A 16,178-nucleotide genomic window follows, 5' to 3' on the forward strand; every position below is an offset into this window, starting at 1 on the left:
GCCCCCATCACGATGAAGGGCGCGCAGAAGCTGCGCGACGAACTGGATCACCTGAAGTCGGTCAAGCGCCCGAAGGTGATCGCCGCGATCGCCGAGGCGCGTGAGCACGGTGACCTGAAGGAGAACGCCGAGTACCATGCCGCGCGCGAGGAACAGGGCTTCATCGAAGGCCGCATCAAGCAGCTGGAAGGTGAGCTGTCGCACGCCGAAATCATCGACGTGAGCAAGCTCAATGCCGGCTCCAAGGTGGTGTTCGGCGCCAGCGTGACGCTGGCTGACGTGGAAACCGACGAAGAGAAGAAATACCAGATCGTTGGTGACCTGGAAGCGGACATCAAGCTGGGCCTGATCGCGATTTCCTCGCCGGTGGCGCGCGCGATGATCGGCAAGCTGGAAGGCGATTCGATCGTGATCGACGCCCCGGCCGGCCAGCGCGAGTACGAGATCGTCAGCGTCAGCTACGTGGACTGACCACGTGGCGACGGCGACCCTGCTGTTGCCTGCACGCAGCCGCTTTGCCGCGGCTGCGCTGCCGGACGATGTGGCGCGTGCGCTCGGCCGTGCCACGATGGTGCAGGTCGCACCGGGCGAACGCGCACAACTGACGCGCCATTTCACGGTTGCCGCGCCGCACTGGCCGGTGGCCGCGTTGACCCGCCAGCGCGACGTCGGCGATGCAGCCGGCGCCAGCTGGCTGCGTGCCGACCCGGCCTGCATGGTGCCGGACATGCACGGCGCGCGGATGATGGCCTACGGCGAGACGCTGCGGCCGACCTTGGCGGACTGCCTGGCCCTGTTGCCGGTGCTGCAGCCGCTGTTTGCCGATGCCGGATTCGTGCTCGACGCACCGGATCCTTCGCGCTGGTACCTGCGGCTTCCGATCGACCTGGCGTTGCCTGACTTCGACAGCCCGGATGAGGTGCTCGGCGATGACCTGTTCTCGCACCTGCCGGCAGGCGAGGGCGGCCGCCGTTGGCGGGCGCTGATGACCGAGGCGCAGGTGCTGCTGCACAACCATTCCTGGAACCAGCAGCGCGCCGCGCAGGGACAACAGCCGATCAATTCGCTGTGGTTCTGGGGCGGTGGCGTGATGCCGGTGTCGGTCAGCACGCCGCACGCACAGGTGCGTAGCCGCGATGCCCTGTTGCAGGGCCTGGCCCTGGCGGCTGGCGTCGCCGTGGACGGCGAGCAGGCGGTGGATGCATTGGTGGATCTGCGCCAGCTGCGTTCCCTGCAGCAGCTCGGCAATGAAGCGATCCGTCCGCTGCTGGCCGCGCTCAAGCGTGGTGAGCTGCAGCGGCTGGTGCTGGATTTCGAAGACGGCCTGCAGTTCCAGCTGGACCGTGGACAGCGCTGGCAGTTCTGGAAGAAGCCGCGCCAGCTGCACGATTGAAGCCAACGCTGCGCGCTGCCGCACAGCCACGGGTGCTGCTGATTCCCCCTGTAGCGCCGAGCCCATGCTCGGCTTCATCACTACTGGACTTCTGTAACGTAGGTCGGCAATGACCAGTGCCTGCGGCTGCGGGTTGAGCAGTATTCACCCAGATACGTCGCGCTCAGGACAAGGCGCGAGCCATCCCAGGCCCAGTGCCGGTTCGTGCCGCAGGGATCGGTGTCGGTCACAGAACCTTCTTCAAGAAATACGGCATGCGGGTAGAGCGGAAACAGCGTGCTTGGGGCGATCAGCGTGGGCGAAAACGGTGGACGATCGCGGATCAGCCAGGTCCCCGCCGGCACGATGTAGCGGTCGGTTGTGCAGTTCAACAGCGCCAGGACATGGCTGGCATCCACCCGTTCGATGCGGAGTTGGCGTGACGACATCCGGTCGCACGCGTTTCCCGCAGCGGCCACTGGTTGCAGCTGCTGCAGCAGATCCGCCCGCTCGGCCAGCTGCGCATCGCTTTCCTGTGCTTCAGCCAGAAGCGGCGGTGCCTTCAGGGCCGGCGCGGCAACCGCAGCCGGGACCTTCGACTCCGGCTGTGAGCCCTTGCGCACCAGCGCGCCAGGCGTATCCAGCCGACCTTGTGCTTCGTCCATCTTCAGCAGCAGCGTGCGGATGCCGCGGTCAGACAGCGGCCACGCGTGACCTGAGGCGTCGCTCATCTCGACGCGCTTGCCCGCCAGCAGTGCTTCAATCATGGCGGTCACGTAGCGGGTGGGCAGCTCCAGACCAGAGTCGAGCGCTTCGCTGTGGCCGATGGCACCGAGGTCCTTTCCGTCCACGTGTAGTCGCAACGTTCCTTCGGGGGCCACCGGCGCAGGGGTCGCAGGCGCGTCCTCGCCGCCCTCGGCCATTGACAGCCGGGCGGTGACCGCCGTGCGCGGCCCGCCACTGCGTTCGATCAGCGCGCTCAGCATCAACGGCGCCAGTGGACCGTAGGCTGCCAGCCGGCAGGTGCGGGTGTTGTCGCAGGCCATCACGCCGTCGCCCTTCGCCAACGAAATGCCCGCCGGTTCGGCAGCCGGGGCAACCGAGGCCATCGTCAGCGACGCCAGCAGCAGCGGCGTGCATAACAGTGAAGATGCATGCATTCAACGCACCTCGCTGAGCAGGGTTGGCAGCATCCAGTGCCCGCCCGGCATGCCACGGCACAGGCCGGTACTGAACGCACTGCTGGGCTGGAATCTGTGGCCATCCCATACCCAGTCCGAACCGGAAACGCAGTCGCCGATGCCGCGGCCCTTGTAGCGCGCGTAGAGCGTGCGTTCGACGCGCGAAAAGCCCTCTGCTTCCATCGTGACCGTCTGCGGGGCGAACGGGGGCTGGTCGCGCGCGATCCAGAAGCCATTGCTGTAGTTGTACGCGCCCATCTGGCACAGCGCCTGCACCAGTACGTGGTGCTCGTCCAGCCGCTCGATCACCATTTCCGGGGTGCCCGTGTACTCGATCATGCGCGGACAGTCGTCACTGTCGCCGAGCGTGGCGATCAGCGCGTCGCGCAGCGCTTCGCTGCTTCCCAGTTCGCTGTCTCCAGGGTGTGGGGCCACCAGTGCCGCGCTCACGATCACCGGCTTGGCGTGCGCAGCCGGCACGCTCGTTTCGGCATGCGTGCCACGCCGCACCAGGGCGCCGGGTGTTCCGATCCGCCCTTGTGCCTCGTCCATTTTCAGCAGTACGGCGGCAGCCCCACGGTCGGAAATCGGCCAGCGGGTGCCGTTGTTGTCGATGACCTCGATGCGGGCCTGGCCGGGCAGGGCCGCCAGCAGGGCTTCCACCTGCGCGGGCCGCAGCGTCACGGCCTCGTCGGCACCGGTGTCCTGCACCGGGCCCAGATCACGGCCGTTCACATGCAGGCGCATCGCTCCCTCAGGCATTGCGCTTTGGCCATCCTCGCCCACCCGCAGCCGCGCCTTCACCGGCGTGCCGGGTCCGCCGGCACGTTCCAGCATCAGTCCCAGGGGGCTGTCGGCGCTCTCCGGGCCATAACCCGCGGCACGGCAGGTGCCGGTGTTGTCGCAGGCCAGGAACCAGTCGTGGTGCACGAACTCGATACCGGGTGTGGCCGTCGTGTTTCCGGCATCGGGGGCGAGCGGCAGCAGCAGGCCTACAATCAGTGCGCTCAGCGGGCGGTACATGGCGAATTCCGTTTCAGAAGCGAACAAGCATGGGCGATGGCCGCGCCTGCGCCAAGCCCGGGAAGAGCCGGGCACGCCGAGCGGGTATCATGCGCGGGTCTTCCGTCACCCGGCGATGCCGATGTCCCTTGCCGCCGATGCTGTGCATTCATCCCCTGATACGCCGACGATCCGCCGCCGTGATGCGGTCGCACCCGGCAGCTGGCCGGAGGGCACGCTGCCGCTGCTGGCGCGCCTGTACGCTGCACGCGGCGCGCATACCCCGGAGCTCGCGCAGCCGAAACTGGGCAATCTGCACGCCCCCGAGCTGCTGACCGGCATCGACGATGCGGTGGGCTTGCTGGTCGAGGCCATCGCCAATGACAAGCGCATCCTCGTGGTCGGCGATTTCGACTGCGATGGCGCCACCGCCTGTGCGGTCGGCGTGCGCGGCCTGCGCATGCTCGGCGCGCAACACGTCTTCCACGCGGTGCCGAACCGCATGGTGCATGGCTATGGCCTGTCGCCGTCGCTGGTGGAGGAGCTGGCCGCGCTGCAGCCGGACCTGCTGGTCACGGTCGACCACGGCATTGCCTGCCACGCCGGTGTCATCGCGGCCAAGGCGCGTGGCTGGCAGGTGCTGGTCACCGATCACCATCTTCCCGGTCCGCAGTTGCCGCCGGCCGATGTCATCGTCGATCCCAATCTCGACGGCGACGCCTTCCCCAGCAAGTCGCTGGCAGGCGTCGGCGTGATCTTCTACGTGCTGATGGCGCTGCGCCGGCAGATGCGCGAAGCCGGTGTCTTTGCCGATGGCAAGGGACCTGACCTGACCACGCTGCTGGACCTGGTGGCGGTCGGCACCGTCGCCGACCTGGTGGCGCTGGATCCGAACAACCGTGCGCTGGTCAGTGCGGGCCTGCGCCGTCTGCGCGCAGGGCAGGGTTGTGTCGGCCTGCGTGCGCTGATCGAAGCCAGTGGCCGTGACGCCACGCGACTGACGGCCACCGATATTGGCTTCGCACTCGGCCCACGCCTGAACGCGGCGGGCCGGCTGGAAGACATGGCGCTGGGCATCGCGCTGCTGCTGACCGAAGACCCACGGCAGGCGCGCGAGATCGCGCAGACGCTGGAGCAGATCAATTCGGAACGGCGCGCCGTGCAGCAGTCGATGACTGACGACGCCGAGCAGGCGTTGACCCGTGTGGTGCTGGACATGGCCGGCCAGCGCCCGGTGGCTGCCTGCCTGTTCGACGCGGACTGGCATCCGGGCGTGGTCGGTCTGGTTGCATCGAAGATGAAGGATCGCCTGCATCGCCCGGTGATCGCCTTCGCGCCGGCCGAACCGGGTGCGGATACCCTGCGCGGCTCGGCCCGTTCCATCCCGGGCCTGCATATCCGTGATGCACTGGCGCTGGTCGATGCGCGTCATCCCGGCCTGGTCGAGCGCTTCGGTGGCCACGCGATGGCCGCCGGCCTGAGCATGCGCCTGGAGCATCTGCCCGCGTTCGAGGCCGCCTTCGTTGCCATCGTGCAGGAAGTGCTTGACCCGGCCGCGCTGCAGCAGCACGTGCTCAGCGATGGCGAACTGGCCGTGCACGAACTCGACCACCGCCATGCCGACGCCCTGCGTCTGGCCGGTCCCTGGGGCCAGGGGTTCCCGGAACCGATGTTCGATGGTCATTTCGAGGTGGCCAACTGGCGCGTGCTGAAGGAGCGCCACCTGAAGCTGGAACTGCGCCTGCCGGGCCTGCCGGGCACGGTCAACGCCATCCACTTCGGCGGCTGGCACGGCAATGCGCCGAGCCGTCACGTGCACCTGGCCTACCGCCTGGCCTGTGATGACTACCGCGGTGGCGCAGCGATCCAGCTGATCGTCGAGCACTGCCTGCCCGCCTGAGCGGCGGAGGCACCGCGCTTCGCGCTCGCCGGGCATGGCCGGGCGGGATGCATCAACGTTCGATTTTGTTCCCTCCGTTCCCCTTTTCCTGTCGGGTCAGCGGATCTCGCTGACCAGTCTAGGCAGTTCCCAGGTGTCGCCGGGTACGCCGCGGCATAGGCCGACTGCCATTTCCGATGTAGCGACAAAGGCGGTTCCGTTCCACGTCCAGGTTGCCGACCATATGCAATCGCCGAGGCTGCGCCCCAGCTTTGAAGCTGTGATCTGGCCGTTGTCGTAGCCGGTCGCTTCGTCGGTTACCAGTTGCGGCCGAAAGGGTGCCCGTGTGCGGGCGATCCAGTAGCCGTCGCCGAAGTTGTAGGCGGCACGCCAGCAGGGAACACTGACAAGCACATGTTGTGCGTCCAAGCGGTGGACCTTCAGCGGGGAATTGCTTAGTGGGGAATCGGCATCAGCGTCCATCAGGCCTTCGCAGCCGTCGGCGTTGGGCGTGGTGAGCAGGGCTGAGCGCAGAGCCGGCGAGATGGCCAGTCGTGCCAATGCAGGGTCGTGCAGGTTTGAGTTCGGAGTAGTGGGCTTGCGCACCACCGGCATCGGCGGTGCCGCGGGAACGCGGGTTTCAGGCAGGCTGCCCTTGCGCATCACCGCCCCGGGAGTGCCGAGGCGGCCCTGGTGCTCATCGATTTTCAGCAGCACCGCTGCGGCACCCTTGTCCGACAGCGGCCAACGGTGGCCGGCAGCATCGGTCACACTGATTCCGCCGTCGCGTACCAGTGCGGACAACAGTGCGCTGGTCTGCGTGGCATTCAGGATGTGCGTGCCTTTGCCCTTGGTGGGCGCAAGAACCCCGACATCCTGCTGCTGGATATGCAGACGTAGCGCGCCTTTGGGTTGGGCCTGATTTTCTGCCGGCTGAAGTGAAAGTCGACCCTGAATGGCCTGGCCAGGGCCGCCTTTGCGAGTGAGCTGTACGCTCAGAGTGCCTTCCTCGTCGGCTGGGTAGCCGACTGCGCGGCAGGTTCGCGTGTTGTCACAGGCCACGAACCAGTCGAGATGGTGAAACTCCAGGTGTTTGGGTGAGGGCATGGCTTCGGATGCCAGCGGCCAGGCCAAGACCAGCAGGGATACGCGTCGAGCAAATCGCATCGGCAGTTTTGGGTGGTTTGGGACAGCAGGCATCGTGACTGCAGGTAAAGGCAATGAAAAGCTGTGCACGGCTCGATGGTGATGCCAGCGTCGGCGCAGCCGGCGCGTTGTCTACCTACGCCGATGGGCTTTATCCCGCTGCTGATTTCTCCGGCCGCTGAGTAAACGGTCCAGTTGCGACAATCTCGCACCGCAAGCGCGGTGTAGGTCGGCGCTTCCCAGGCGCGCATCGTCCCTGAATTCCGGAAGTCCAAAGACCGTGTTCTGGAGCGCGAACTGCAGTGTCCGCTGGAGGATGGCCAGCGTGATGCAGTCCCCCCAAGCTGCGGCCCTTCTGCGAGGGCATGACCTGGCCGTCGTCGTAGGCAACCTTGCGTTGTGTTGGAATGCCGCTCTTGTTGTGCCGAGAGGTCATCCCCAGCGCCGAACGGCATCACCCCCCCCAAGCAACGCAGTCACACTGAAGTCCCGCAATGATTCTCGTTCGTGGCCGCGAGGCTCTCAGCGTTCACTGCACATCGGTGACCTGCATGGGCAACTGCCAGGTTCCGTCCAGCGCATGTCGGCAGAAGACGCTTTCCGTAGCTGAGGTCGCAACGAAGCGGGTGCCATCCCAGGTCCATGATTGTTCGGACCTGCAGCTGGGCTCGGAGCGATCAGATTGGGAAGCGATGATCTCGCCATTCCCGTAGGAGGTGGCGTCACTGGTCACCCAAGCTGCCCGATAAGGCGCTTGCTCACGGATGACCCAGTAACCATCGCCGGTGTTATAGGCCGCGTCCCAGCACCGCACGCTGACGAGCAGGTGCCTCCCATCGAGGCGCTGGATTCCCAGTGGCGGGTTCTTGAGGGGGGTGTCCCGATCAGCATCGAGCAGTCCTTCGCAGCTCGGTTCCTTCAAGGTCGCGCGCAGTGCTGCACGCAATGCAGGCGAGGTTGCGAGCTTGGCGAACGCCCGGTTATCGGGCAGAGGGAACTGCATCGACGCCTTGTGTATCACCGGCTTTGGCAGCGCCGCCGGCACGCTGCTCTCGGCCGCCGGGCCCTTGCGCATCAGCGCGCCCACCGTGCCCACGCGGCCCTGGAAGTCATCGGCTTTCAGCAGCGCCGCTGCAGCGCCCTTGTCCGACAGCGGCCATGCATGGCCGCCAGCATCGATCACCGTGATGCCGCCATCGCGCACCAGCGCCGACAATAGAGCGGTGGTCTGTGCCGGGTTCAGCGTGTACATGCCTTCCTCCTTGGCCGGCGTCAGCATGCCCAGATCACGCTGCTTGATACGCAGGTGCAGGGCACCCTTGGGCGACTGCTGGCCGTCGATCGGCCGCAGCGACATTTCGCCACGAACCGGTTGCTGGGGGCCACCATCGCGGGTCAGCAACACGCTCAAGGTGCTGTTTTCGCCACTGGCGTACCCGGCGGCACGGCAGGTACGGGTGTTGTCACAGGCCACGACCCAATCGTGATGCTGGAAGTAGGCTCCCTCGGGCATCGTGGTGGCGGCAGCAACTAACGGAGAGGACAGGGCGAGCAAGACAGACAAGACAGACGGAAAAAGGACGCGCATGCGCAATCTCGGGTTGGAAGGAGAGGTCATATAGGCTGGGCGTCGGCAGGGTCGAGGACCAGCATCGAACCGGGTCAACCCCATTCATCCACCTTGTGCGTTCAGACAATCACGATCCCACTGGAGTCCTGTCATGGTCTTCGCCCGTTGCTGCACCTTGTTCCTGCTTGGCCTGATGGCCATGCCCGCGTCGGCGCAGTCGGCGCGGCGTCCGCCCGTGCCGAGTGGCTCTACCCCGTTGCTGATCGCCCCGGCTGCCGAGCAGGCGGTCCAACTGCGACACGCCCGCATCGAGGGCGAAGTCCAGGCGGGCATCGCCCAGACCCGGATCACCCTGGAATTCCATAACCCGAACCGGCGCGTGCTGGAAGGTGAGCTGCAGTTCCCGCTGGGCGACGGTCAGCAGATCAGCGGCTTCGCGCTGGATATCAACGGCGAGCTGCGTGACGCGGTGCCGGTGCCCAAGGACCGTGGCCGCCAGGTGTTCGAGGAGATTGCCCGCCGTGGCGTTGATCCGGGCCTGCTGGAACAGACCGCCGGCAACCAGTTCCGCCTGCGCATCTATCCGCTGCCGGCCGGCGGCAGCCGCCGCGTGCAGCTGGTGATTCGTGAGCCGTTGGCCTTCGCCGGACAAGGTTGGCAGTGGACGCTGCCGCTGCAGTTCGCCGCCGGTGCGGCCTCGGTTGAACTGAAGCTGCAGGCGCCTGCCACGACCAGCGCAGGTGCGGCTCCGTTCCGCATCAGCACGGGCCAGCTGCACTGGCAGGGCAAGGGCGCGCAGCTACCGGCGCAGCTGCAGTGGAGCCTGCCCGCAGCACGTCAGGCACAAGTCCAGGTGGCGCCCTGGCAGGACGGCCACTACCTGCTGGCGCAGCTGCCCGTGCCGGTCAGCCCCACGCCACGCGCGATGCCCAGCGAGGTCGGGTTGCTGTGGGATGGCTCCGGCTCAGCGGGCCAGCGCGACCGCACGCGTGAGTTCGCCCTGCTGGATCGGTACTTCGCCGCAATGGGTGACGGCACGGTGGCACTGACCGTGCTGCGCGACCGCGCCGAACCGCTACGGCGCTTCCGTATCCGCGCAGGCAACTGGAGCGAGCTGCGCGCGGCACTGCAGGCGGTGCGCCCGGACGGTGCCAGCGCGCTGGCACAGTGGCAGCCGCAGCCGGGCGTGAAGGAATACCTGCTGGTCAGCGATGGCCTGCTGACCTATGGGCCGGAACAGCTACCGGCGATGGTGGCGGATCAACGCCTGTTTGCGATCAGCAGCGCCGGTGCGCGCACCGATGCCGTGCGACTGCGTGGTTGGAGCGAAGCGCATGGTGGCCGCTTTGTTGCACTGGGTGAGGATGTCGATGCAGCGGCGCGCGAGCTGCTGTCGTCGCCGTTGGATGTGCAGGTCGATGCGGGGCGCGGCGTGCAGGACGTGGTGATCGATCGTCGCAGTGAAGCCCAGGGCTGGCTGTGGCTGCACGCACGACTAGCGGCCGACGGTGTGCCGATGCGGGTGTGCGTGGGTGGCGGCGAATGGCAGGCGCTGCCGGCCACGCAGAAAAGCGATGACGGCGAACTGCTGGCCGGCCTGTGGGCGCAGGCGCGCCTGCAGCAACTGGCCGTCGACCGCCGCAGCAACCGTGAGGCCATGCAGCGCCTGTCCCAGCAGTTTGGCCTGGTGGGGCCGGATACCTCGCTGATCGTGCTGGAAACCCTGGATGACTACCTGCGCTATGCGATCCGTCCGTCTGGCACGCTCCGCACCGAATACGATGCACGATTCGCCGTGCAGGTGGCGGATCGCGCCGCTGCGGATCGCGAGCGCCTGGATGAAGTGGCTGCACGCTGGAAGGAGCGCCAGCAATGGTGGAACCGCAGCTGGCCGAAGGGAATGCCGCCGCAGCCGAAGGGCGGGGCACTGGAAGTGGCCTCCGCGGACTACGCGATGGAATCGGCGCCGGTGGCGACGCTCGCCGCGCCGGCCCCTGCGGCACCGCCCGCCCCGGCACCGATGGCCGCCGCCGAGCAGCGCATGGAAGCCAGCAGCGCGCGTGCACGTCGCTCGGCGCCTGCATCCAACAAGGCCCTGGATTCAATCACGGTCACGGGTGGCCGTGTCGCTGCGACCGCTGCCGCCAACGAGGGCGAGCTCGGCATCCAGCTGGCGGCCTGGCAGCCGGACTCGACCATCGCCCGGCGCCTGCGCCAGGGCCCGGCGTCGCAACTGTATGACCGCTACCTGGCCGAGCGCGATGCCCATGCCGACAGCAGCGCATTCTTCCTCGACGTGGCCGACCTGCTGCTGGCGCAGGGTCAGCGCGACCTGGCACTGCGCGTGTTGTCGAACCTGGCCGAGATGGACCTGGACAATCGCCACCTGCTGCGCGTGCTCGGCTATCGGCTGATGCAGGCCGATGCCCCCGCGCTGGCGGTGCCGGTGTTCGAGCAGGTGCTGGCCATGGGCCAGGAAGAGCCGCAGAGCTTCCGCGACCTCGGCCTGGCACTGGCGGCGGCCGGCAAGCCGCAGCAGGCGCTGGCGCCGCTGTACCAGGTGGTGGTGCGGCCGTGGGACAGCCGCTTCGATGGCATCGCCCTGATCGCCTTGGATGAACTGACCAACCTGGTGGCCCGCAGCACGCCCCGGCTGGATACCACCAGCATCGACCCGCGCCTGCTGCAGGCGATGCCGCTGGACCTGCGGGTGGTGCTGTCGTGGGATGCCGACAACAGCGACATGGACCTGTGGGTGACCGACCCGAACGGCGAGCGCGCCTACTACGGCAACCGCCTGACCTACCAGGGCGGGCAGATGTCGCAGGACTTCACCGGCGGCTATGGTCCCGAGCAGTTCTCGCTACGCAACGCCAAGCCGGGCAAGTACAAGGTGGAGGCGAACTACTTCGGCAGCCGCCAGCAGCTGGTGACCGGGGCGACGACGCTGATGCTGCGCCTGACCACCCACTGGGGCACGTCGAAGCAGAAGGACCAGATGGTCACGATGCGGTTGAAGGACCGCGCCGAAACCGTGCTGGTGGGCGAGTTCGAGGTGCGTTGACCGCTCGCACGCCCGTATGGAGTCGAGCGCGCTCGACCACGTTGGTGTAGAGCCGAGCCCATGCTCGGCTCATGGCAGAAGCAGCCGAGCGTGGACTCGGCTCTACAACTGCGCAGCGTGTGCAACCGGCGATGCTGGCGGATTGGCGCGCAGGCCGAACAGGGGCCGCAGCCAGCGGGAGCGCCGGATCAGCAGTTCGTGGATCAGCAGGCAGCCGCCGACGGTGCCGCCCAGCAGTAGCGACGGCTCCAGCCAAGGACCCAGTTGCAATGGCTTGAGCCAGAACAACAGCACGATGATCAGGCTCTGGTGCAGCATGTACCAGGGATAGATGGCCTCGGTGCAGTACGGTAGCCAGCCGAACGGGCGGTCGAGGAAGACCTTGCCCCAGCCGAGGATGGCCAGCAGCGCGGTCCAGACGTACACCGACTGGCTGGTCCTGCCCTGCAGGTCCCAGAACGTTTCAGGCCATTGCCGCAGCGAGGAGTCAACCGGCAGCACCTGGCCGAGGATGCGCAACCCCAGATACCAGCCGACCGCCGCCAGCGCCAGCCACAGCGTAGTGCGGCGCAGGGAGACCACGCGTTGCCAGAACAGCGGCTCACGACCGAGCAGGTAGCCGGCCAGGAACACTGTCGCGTACTTCGCGTGCTGATACCAGTCGCCAAGCAGGGCATTGGTGGACGGATAGACCGGCTCCAGCCAGATCACCCAGGCCAGCAGCAGCGCAGACGGAATTCCGATCAGCAGTATCGGCGAGGCGGCGCAGAACGCGATCGCATGGCGCACCACGGCCGTTCCCAGCAATGGCATCAGCAGGGCCAGGGCCAGCGTGTAGTTCCACAGATAGGCCAGGTACCACAGGTGGTTCCAGGTGATGCCGTATTGCCAGCCGGCGAAACTGCCTTCCGGCCACGGCCGCACCTGCCAGTAGCGCAGCAGGAAATGCCCGAAGCCGGGCGCAACATGACCGTTGGCCACGCCCTCGCAGTAGGGCTGGATCGGCACGATCACGAACATGCCGAACAGCAGGGGCAGCAGCAGCCGCCACGTGCGCAGGCCGGCAAAGCGCAGCAGCCTGCCTTCCGGCCGCATCAGCGCGATGGCGATGCCTGAAATCAGGAACAGCAGCGACATCCGCCAGCGGTTGACGAACAGCATCGGCCACTGCAGCCATTCGGCGGTATGCACGCTCTTGAGGTGGAAGCCCCAGTCGTCCACATAGGCCATGGCGGTGTGGTAGAGGATCAGCAGGGCGAAGGCGAACACGCGCAGGGCGTCGATGTCGTGGCGTCGGGTCATGGTGGAGGTGTGCCGGAAGGTCGAGCCAACGTGACGCCGTCCGGCCTGTGCAGCCACTGCCAAGGGGCCGCCGGAACCCGCGCAGTGACCAATGGCGGGGGTGGCGGGACCAATGGAGCGGCTACCTTTGGTCCCTTGAGGCAGGCTGGAGCACCGCAACAACATGGATGCAGCAATGACCCAGGGCCGACCATCGCGCTGGCGTACTTCAACGCGCCTGCTGGTATGGGCGACGATCCTGTCGGCTTCAGCAGTGACCAATGCGCTGGTGGAAGTGATGGACGCCAGTCGCCGCGGCGCCGATCTCGGCCTGTGGGAACCGATGATCTGGGAGTTCAGCAGCCTCGCCCTGATCCTGCTGACCCTGCCGTTGCTGTGGTGGGGCTGCGAGCGCTGGCCGCTGCATGCCGATACATGGAAGCAGCGGTTGCCGGTGTATCTGCTGGCCAGCGTAGGCTGGTCGCTGCTGCACGTGGTGGGGATGATGCTGCTTCGGCACCTGGCCTATGTATCGCTGGGCTACCGCTACCAGGACGATGCGGGATGGCTGGAGCGTTTTGCCTACGAATACCTGAAGGATGTACGCACGTTTGCGATATTCGTGGCACTGGAGCACTTTGCCAGCTGGTTCGGCCGGCGCAGGCAGGGCGAGGCGAGCCTGCTGGCCGAGCCGGACGTCGGCCCGCCGGTGGAGCCGGTCGAGCGCCCCCAGCACTTCCTGGTGCGCAAGCTGGGCAAGGAGTTCCTGGTCGCCACGGCGGACGTGGAGTACGCCCAGGCCGCAGGGAACTATGTGAACCTGCGGGTACGCGGCCACGACTACCCGCTGCGGATCACCATGGCGGTGCTGGAGCAGCGGCTGGACCCGAGCGAGTTCCTGCGCCCGCACCGCAGCTGGCTGATCAACCGGGGCCAGCTGCGCTCGATCGAGCCGCTGGAGGGGGGCGAGGCCCTGCTGCATATGGCCGACGGGGCCAAGGTGCCCTGCAGCCGGCGCCAGCTGCCGCTGCTCCGGCAGGCGTTGGGGGCCGGATGAGGCCCTCATTCCGGGCATCCCCGGCCTGCGGTATCATTACCAGTCATCTTTTGAATGCATAACCGCCGACATGATCGAACTGAATCCTGTCCGCCAGCGCATCACCGATCTGACCGATCGCGTGCTGTCGCTTCGGGGGTATCTTTGACTACGACGCCAAGAAAGAGCGTCTTGAAGAAGTAACGCGGGAGCTGGAAAGCCCCGACGTCTGGAACAACGCCGAGTACGCCCAGAATCTGGGCCGCGAGCGCTCCAGCCTGGAAAAGACCGTGGGCGGCATCGCCTCGGTGCTCGACGGCCTGGCTGATGCCACCGAACTGCTTGAGCTGGCCGAGTCCGAGCAGGACGAGGACACCGCGCTGGCCGTGGTCGCCGACCTGGACAAGCACCAGTCGCACGTCGAGAAGCTGGAATTCCAGCGCATGTTCTCCGGCGAGATGGACAATGCTGCCGCATTCGTCGACATCCAGGCCGGTGCCGGTGGCACCGAAGCCCAGGACTGGGCCGAGATCCTGCTGCGCATGTACCTGCGCTGGTGTGAATCGCGCGGCTGGAAGACCGAGCTGATGGAAGTCTCCGGTGGCGACGTCGCCGGCATCAAGTCGGCCACCCTGCGCGTGGAAGGCGACTACGCCTATGGCTGGCTGAAGACCGAGACCGGCGTGCACCGCCTGGTGCGCAAGTCGCCGTTCGACTCGGACAACCGCCGCCACACCAGCTTCACCTCGGTGTTCGTGTCGCCGGAAATCGATGACAACATCGACATCACCATCAACCCGGCCGACCTGCGTACCGACGTGTACCGTTCGTCCGGTGCTGGTGGCCAGCACGTGAACAAGACCGAGTCGGCAGTGCGTATCACCCACATCCCGACCAACATCGTTGTGGCCTGCCAGACCGGCCGCAGCCAGCACCAGAACCGCGACAACGCGATGAAGATGCTGGCCGCCAAGCTGTACGAGCTGGAGATCCAGAAGCGCAACGCCGAGAAGGACGCGGTGGAAGCCACCAAGTCCGACATCGGCTGGGGCAGCCAGATCCGCAACTACGTGCTGGACCAGAGCCGCATCAAGGACCTGCGCACCGGCATCGAGCGTTCAGATACGCAGAAGGTGCTGGATGGCGACCTGGACGAGTTCGTCGAGGCCAGCCTGAAGGCCGGCCTGGCTGTGGGCTCCAAGCGCGTCGATGCCTGATCGGCGCGCCTGCGCGGATATCGTCACCCTCGTGCGCAACGCCGAGGGTGGTCGATCACGCGTCCTGTAGAGCTTAGCCATGCTCAGCTGCATTTCGCGGGGTAGCAGATGCGTCGAGCATGGCTCGACGCTACAACGGGCACGGCGGTAGCGATGATGCGCAGCGAAAGTGAACGCAAGGAACTGGGCGGCTTCCTCAAGGCCTGCCGCGCCCGTGTCGATCCCGCCACGCTCGGCCTTCCGGCCGGGCGCCGGCGCACCCCGGGCCTGAAGCGCGAGGAAGTGGCGCTGGCCATCGGCGTAAGCGTCAGCTGGTACACCTGGATCGAGCAGGGCCGCGAAGTGCGTGCCTCGCCCGAGGTGCTTGAGCGCCTGGCGCAGGTGCTGCGCATGAGCGACGACGAACGCGCCTATGCGTTCGCGTTGTCCGGCTATGGCGTGCCACTGGAATCACCGGACGAAAGCGTGACCGATGGCCTGCGCCAGCTGGTGGAGGCGATGCAGCCGATCCCTGCGTATGTGCGCAATACCCGCTTCGACATCCTGGCCTGGAACCCGGCCATCGCTGAGCTGTTCGTGGACTACAGCCAGCTGGCACCGCATGAACGCAACACGCTGCGGCTGATGTTTCTGTACCCGCCGTACCGCACGCTGATCCTCAACTGGGAAGAAATGACCCGCGGCCTGCTGGCAGGTTTCCGTGCGGCGATGGCGCAGGCGCCGGACAAGGCGCCGTTCCTGGCGCTGGTGGAGGACATTGCCGCGCATAGCGAGGAATTCCGTCAGTGGTGGCCGGAGCACGACGTGCGGCGGTTCGATGAAGGTGCGAAGAAGTTGAACCATCCCACGCGCGGGTTGCTGGACCTGCAGTACGTGGCGCTGGTGCCGGAGAGCCGGCACGATCTGTCCCTGGTGACCTACCTGCCGCGGAAGTAGGGGGTGTTCGGCAGGGCTTGCAGCCCTGCACCAGCAGAGGCCGAAGCGACAGCAACTGCAACAGCAACAGCAACAGCGGGCATTCCGTGGGATGGCGGGGCGGTGTCGGAGTGCGGGGACGCCGTAAACCCGTCCCTGGGGGCTTGGCAGCCGCATCCATGCGGCTGACACCCCGCACTCCGACACCGCCCCACCTTCGACAGGTTCACGTGGTTGTAGGTAGGTGTCGACCTTGGTCGACACATCTGTCAGATATCGAATGAAATTCCGGGGGTCAGATCCGTTTTCCACAGGAAAACGGATCTGACCCCAAAAGTATTTCCGACAGATCGCGGACCCACCCCGCCATCCCACGGAATGCAGGCCTTTGACCTTGACGTTGCCCTGGCCTCTGCGGGTGCAGGGCGCAGCCCTGCCGGCACCTATCCCCATTCAGACAGGTAAGTGCAGGTCACAGGATAAGCAGACGCCTTGTTGCCTCCGCCAATCGGGTC

12 protein-coding genes are annotated in these 16,178 nt (G+C 66.6%); 7 read left to right on the plus strand and 5 right to left on the minus strand.

Features of this window, described 5'->3' with window-relative positions; all coding sequences use genetic code 11:
- The first annotated feature begins 6 nt into the window (after positions 1-6).
- Both greA and AC5QAH_RS12135 read left to right on the plus strand, forming a co-directional pair.
- Positions 7-471: a transcription elongation factor GreA gene (gene greA, locus AC5QAH_RS12130; RefSeq protein ID WP_026347191.1), complete on the plus strand. Its 465-nt coding sequence runs from the start codon at positions 7-9 to the stop codon at positions 469-471.
- Positions 472-475: 4 nt separating this feature from the next.
- The gene (locus AC5QAH_RS12135) at positions 476-1,393 is read left to right on the plus strand and encodes a phosphoglycerate mutase (RefSeq protein WP_495232362.1); all 918 of its coding nucleotides are present in this window, start codon (positions 476-478) and stop codon (positions 1,391-1,393) included.
- Positions 1,394-1,473: 80 nt separating this feature from the next.
- Here AC5QAH_RS12135 and AC5QAH_RS12140 read toward each other — a convergent pair whose 3' ends face one another.
- Positions 1,474-2,481, minus strand: coding sequence for a DUF1176 domain-containing protein (locus AC5QAH_RS12140; RefSeq protein ID WP_241893132.1), 1,008 nt, complete (start codon positions 2,479-2,481; stop codon positions 1,474-1,476).
- 51 nt (positions 2,482-2,532) lie between these two features.
- On the minus strand, positions 2,533-3,576 hold the full coding sequence (locus AC5QAH_RS12145) for a DUF1176 domain-containing protein (RefSeq protein ID WP_413409719.1): 1,044 nt from the start codon (positions 3,574-3,576) through the stop codon (positions 2,533-2,535).
- Between the two features lie 121 nt (positions 3,577-3,697).
- Between AC5QAH_RS12145 and recJ the strand changes: the two genes are divergently transcribed.
- Entirely contained in the window at positions 3,698-5,455 is a 1,758-nt protein-coding gene (gene recJ / locus AC5QAH_RS12150) for a single-stranded-DNA-specific exonuclease RecJ (RefSeq protein WP_413409717.1), read from the plus strand.
- Positions 5,456-5,551: 96 nt separating this feature from the next.
- Here recJ and AC5QAH_RS12155 read toward each other — a convergent pair whose 3' ends face one another.
- Positions 5,552-6,634 carry a DUF1176 domain-containing protein gene (locus tag AC5QAH_RS12155; RefSeq protein ID WP_231298794.1) on the minus strand — a complete coding sequence of 361 codons (1,083 nt, stop codon included), beginning with the start codon at positions 6,632-6,634 and terminating at the stop codon, positions 5,552-5,554.
- Between the two features lie 475 nt (positions 6,635-7,109).
- Positions 7,110-8,168 carry a DUF1176 domain-containing protein gene (locus AC5QAH_RS12160; RefSeq protein WP_126559851.1) on the minus strand — a complete coding sequence of 353 codons (1,059 nt, stop codon included), beginning with the start codon at positions 8,166-8,168 and terminating at the stop codon, positions 7,110-7,112.
- A gap of 133 nt (positions 8,169-8,301) precedes the next feature.
- Here AC5QAH_RS12160 and AC5QAH_RS12165 point away from each other — a divergent pair, with 133 nt between their 5' ends.
- Entirely contained in the window at positions 8,302-11,214 is a 2,913-nt protein-coding gene (locus tag AC5QAH_RS12165; RefSeq protein ID WP_495232363.1) for a DUF2135 domain-containing protein, read from the plus strand.
- A gap of 102 nt (positions 11,215-11,316) precedes the next feature.
- Here the strand turns inward: AC5QAH_RS12165 and AC5QAH_RS12170 are convergent, their stop codons facing one another.
- Positions 11,317-12,516 carry an acyltransferase family protein gene (locus AC5QAH_RS12170; protein ID WP_053442953.1) on the minus strand — a complete coding sequence of 400 codons (1,200 nt, stop codon included), beginning with the start codon at positions 12,514-12,516 and terminating at the stop codon, positions 11,317-11,319.
- A gap of 175 nt (positions 12,517-12,691) precedes the next feature.
- On the opposite strand from AC5QAH_RS12170, the gene AC5QAH_RS12175 reads away from it, so the two are divergent.
- The 3 genes from AC5QAH_RS12175 to AC5QAH_RS12185 all read left to right on the plus strand — a co-directional run bounded on the left by AC5QAH_RS12175 (position 12,692) and on the right by AC5QAH_RS12185 (position 15,684).
- A complete protein-coding gene (locus AC5QAH_RS12175) occupies positions 12,692-13,552 on the plus strand; it encodes a LytTR family DNA-binding domain-containing protein (protein ID WP_495232364.1) in 861 nt (286 codons plus the stop codon).
- A 70-nt stretch (positions 13,553-13,622) separates the two neighbouring features.
- Positions 13,623-14,748 (plus strand): peptide chain release factor 2 gene (gene prfB, locus AC5QAH_RS12180; protein ID WP_097048047.1). Its coding sequence is split into 2 segments (ribosomal slippage): positions 13,623-13,697 and positions 13,699-14,748, totalling 1,125 coding nucleotides; the frame shifts between segments, so codons are not numbered across the junction.
- Positions 14,749-14,901: 153 nt separating this feature from the next.
- Positions 14,902-15,684, plus strand: a complete 783-nt coding sequence (locus AC5QAH_RS12185; RefSeq protein ID WP_008267447.1) for a helix-turn-helix transcriptional regulator — start codon at positions 14,902-14,904, stop codon at positions 15,682-15,684.
- Positions 15,685-16,178 lie beyond the last annotated feature (494 nt).

It is taken from the genome of Stenotrophomonas sp. YJH_SMC_43 (genome assembly GCF_059372535.1).

What these genes read in the sequence shown, in the direction of transcription:
- AC5QAH_RS12140 (WP_241893132.1), bottom strand. Translation starts at nt 2,481, where the DNA reads ATGGCCTCGGTTGCCCCGGCTGCCGAACCGGCGGGCATTTCGTTGGCG.
- AC5QAH_RS12145 (WP_413409719.1), bottom strand. Translation starts at nt 3,576, where the DNA reads ATGTACCGCCCGCTGAGCGCACTGATTGTAGGCCTGCTGCTGCCGCTC.
- recJ (WP_413409717.1), top strand. Translation starts at nt 3,698, where the DNA reads ATGTCCCTTGCCGCCGATGCTGTGCATTCATCCCCTGATACGCCGACG.
- AC5QAH_RS12155 (WP_231298794.1), bottom strand. Translation starts at nt 6,634, where the DNA reads ATGCCTGCTGTCCCAAACCACCCAAAACTGCCGATGCGATTTGCTCGA.
- AC5QAH_RS12160 (WP_126559851.1), bottom strand. Translation starts at nt 8,168, where the DNA reads ATGCGCGTCCTTTTTCCGTCTGTCTTGTCTGTCTTGCTCGCCCTGTCC.
- AC5QAH_RS12165 (WP_495232363.1), top strand. Translation starts at nt 8,302, where the DNA reads ATGGTCTTCGCCCGTTGCTGCACCTTGTTCCTGCTTGGCCTGATGGCC.
- AC5QAH_RS12170 (WP_053442953.1), bottom strand. Translation starts at nt 12,516, where the DNA reads ATGACCCGACGCCACGACATCGACGCCCTGCGCGTGTTCGCCTTCGCC.
- AC5QAH_RS12175 (WP_495232364.1), top strand. Translation starts at nt 12,692, where the DNA reads ATGACCCAGGGCCGACCATCGCGCTGGCGTACTTCAACGCGCCTGCTG.
- AC5QAH_RS12185 (WP_008267447.1), top strand. Translation starts at nt 14,902, where the DNA reads ATGATGCGCAGCGAAAGTGAACGCAAGGAACTGGGCGGCTTCCTCAAG.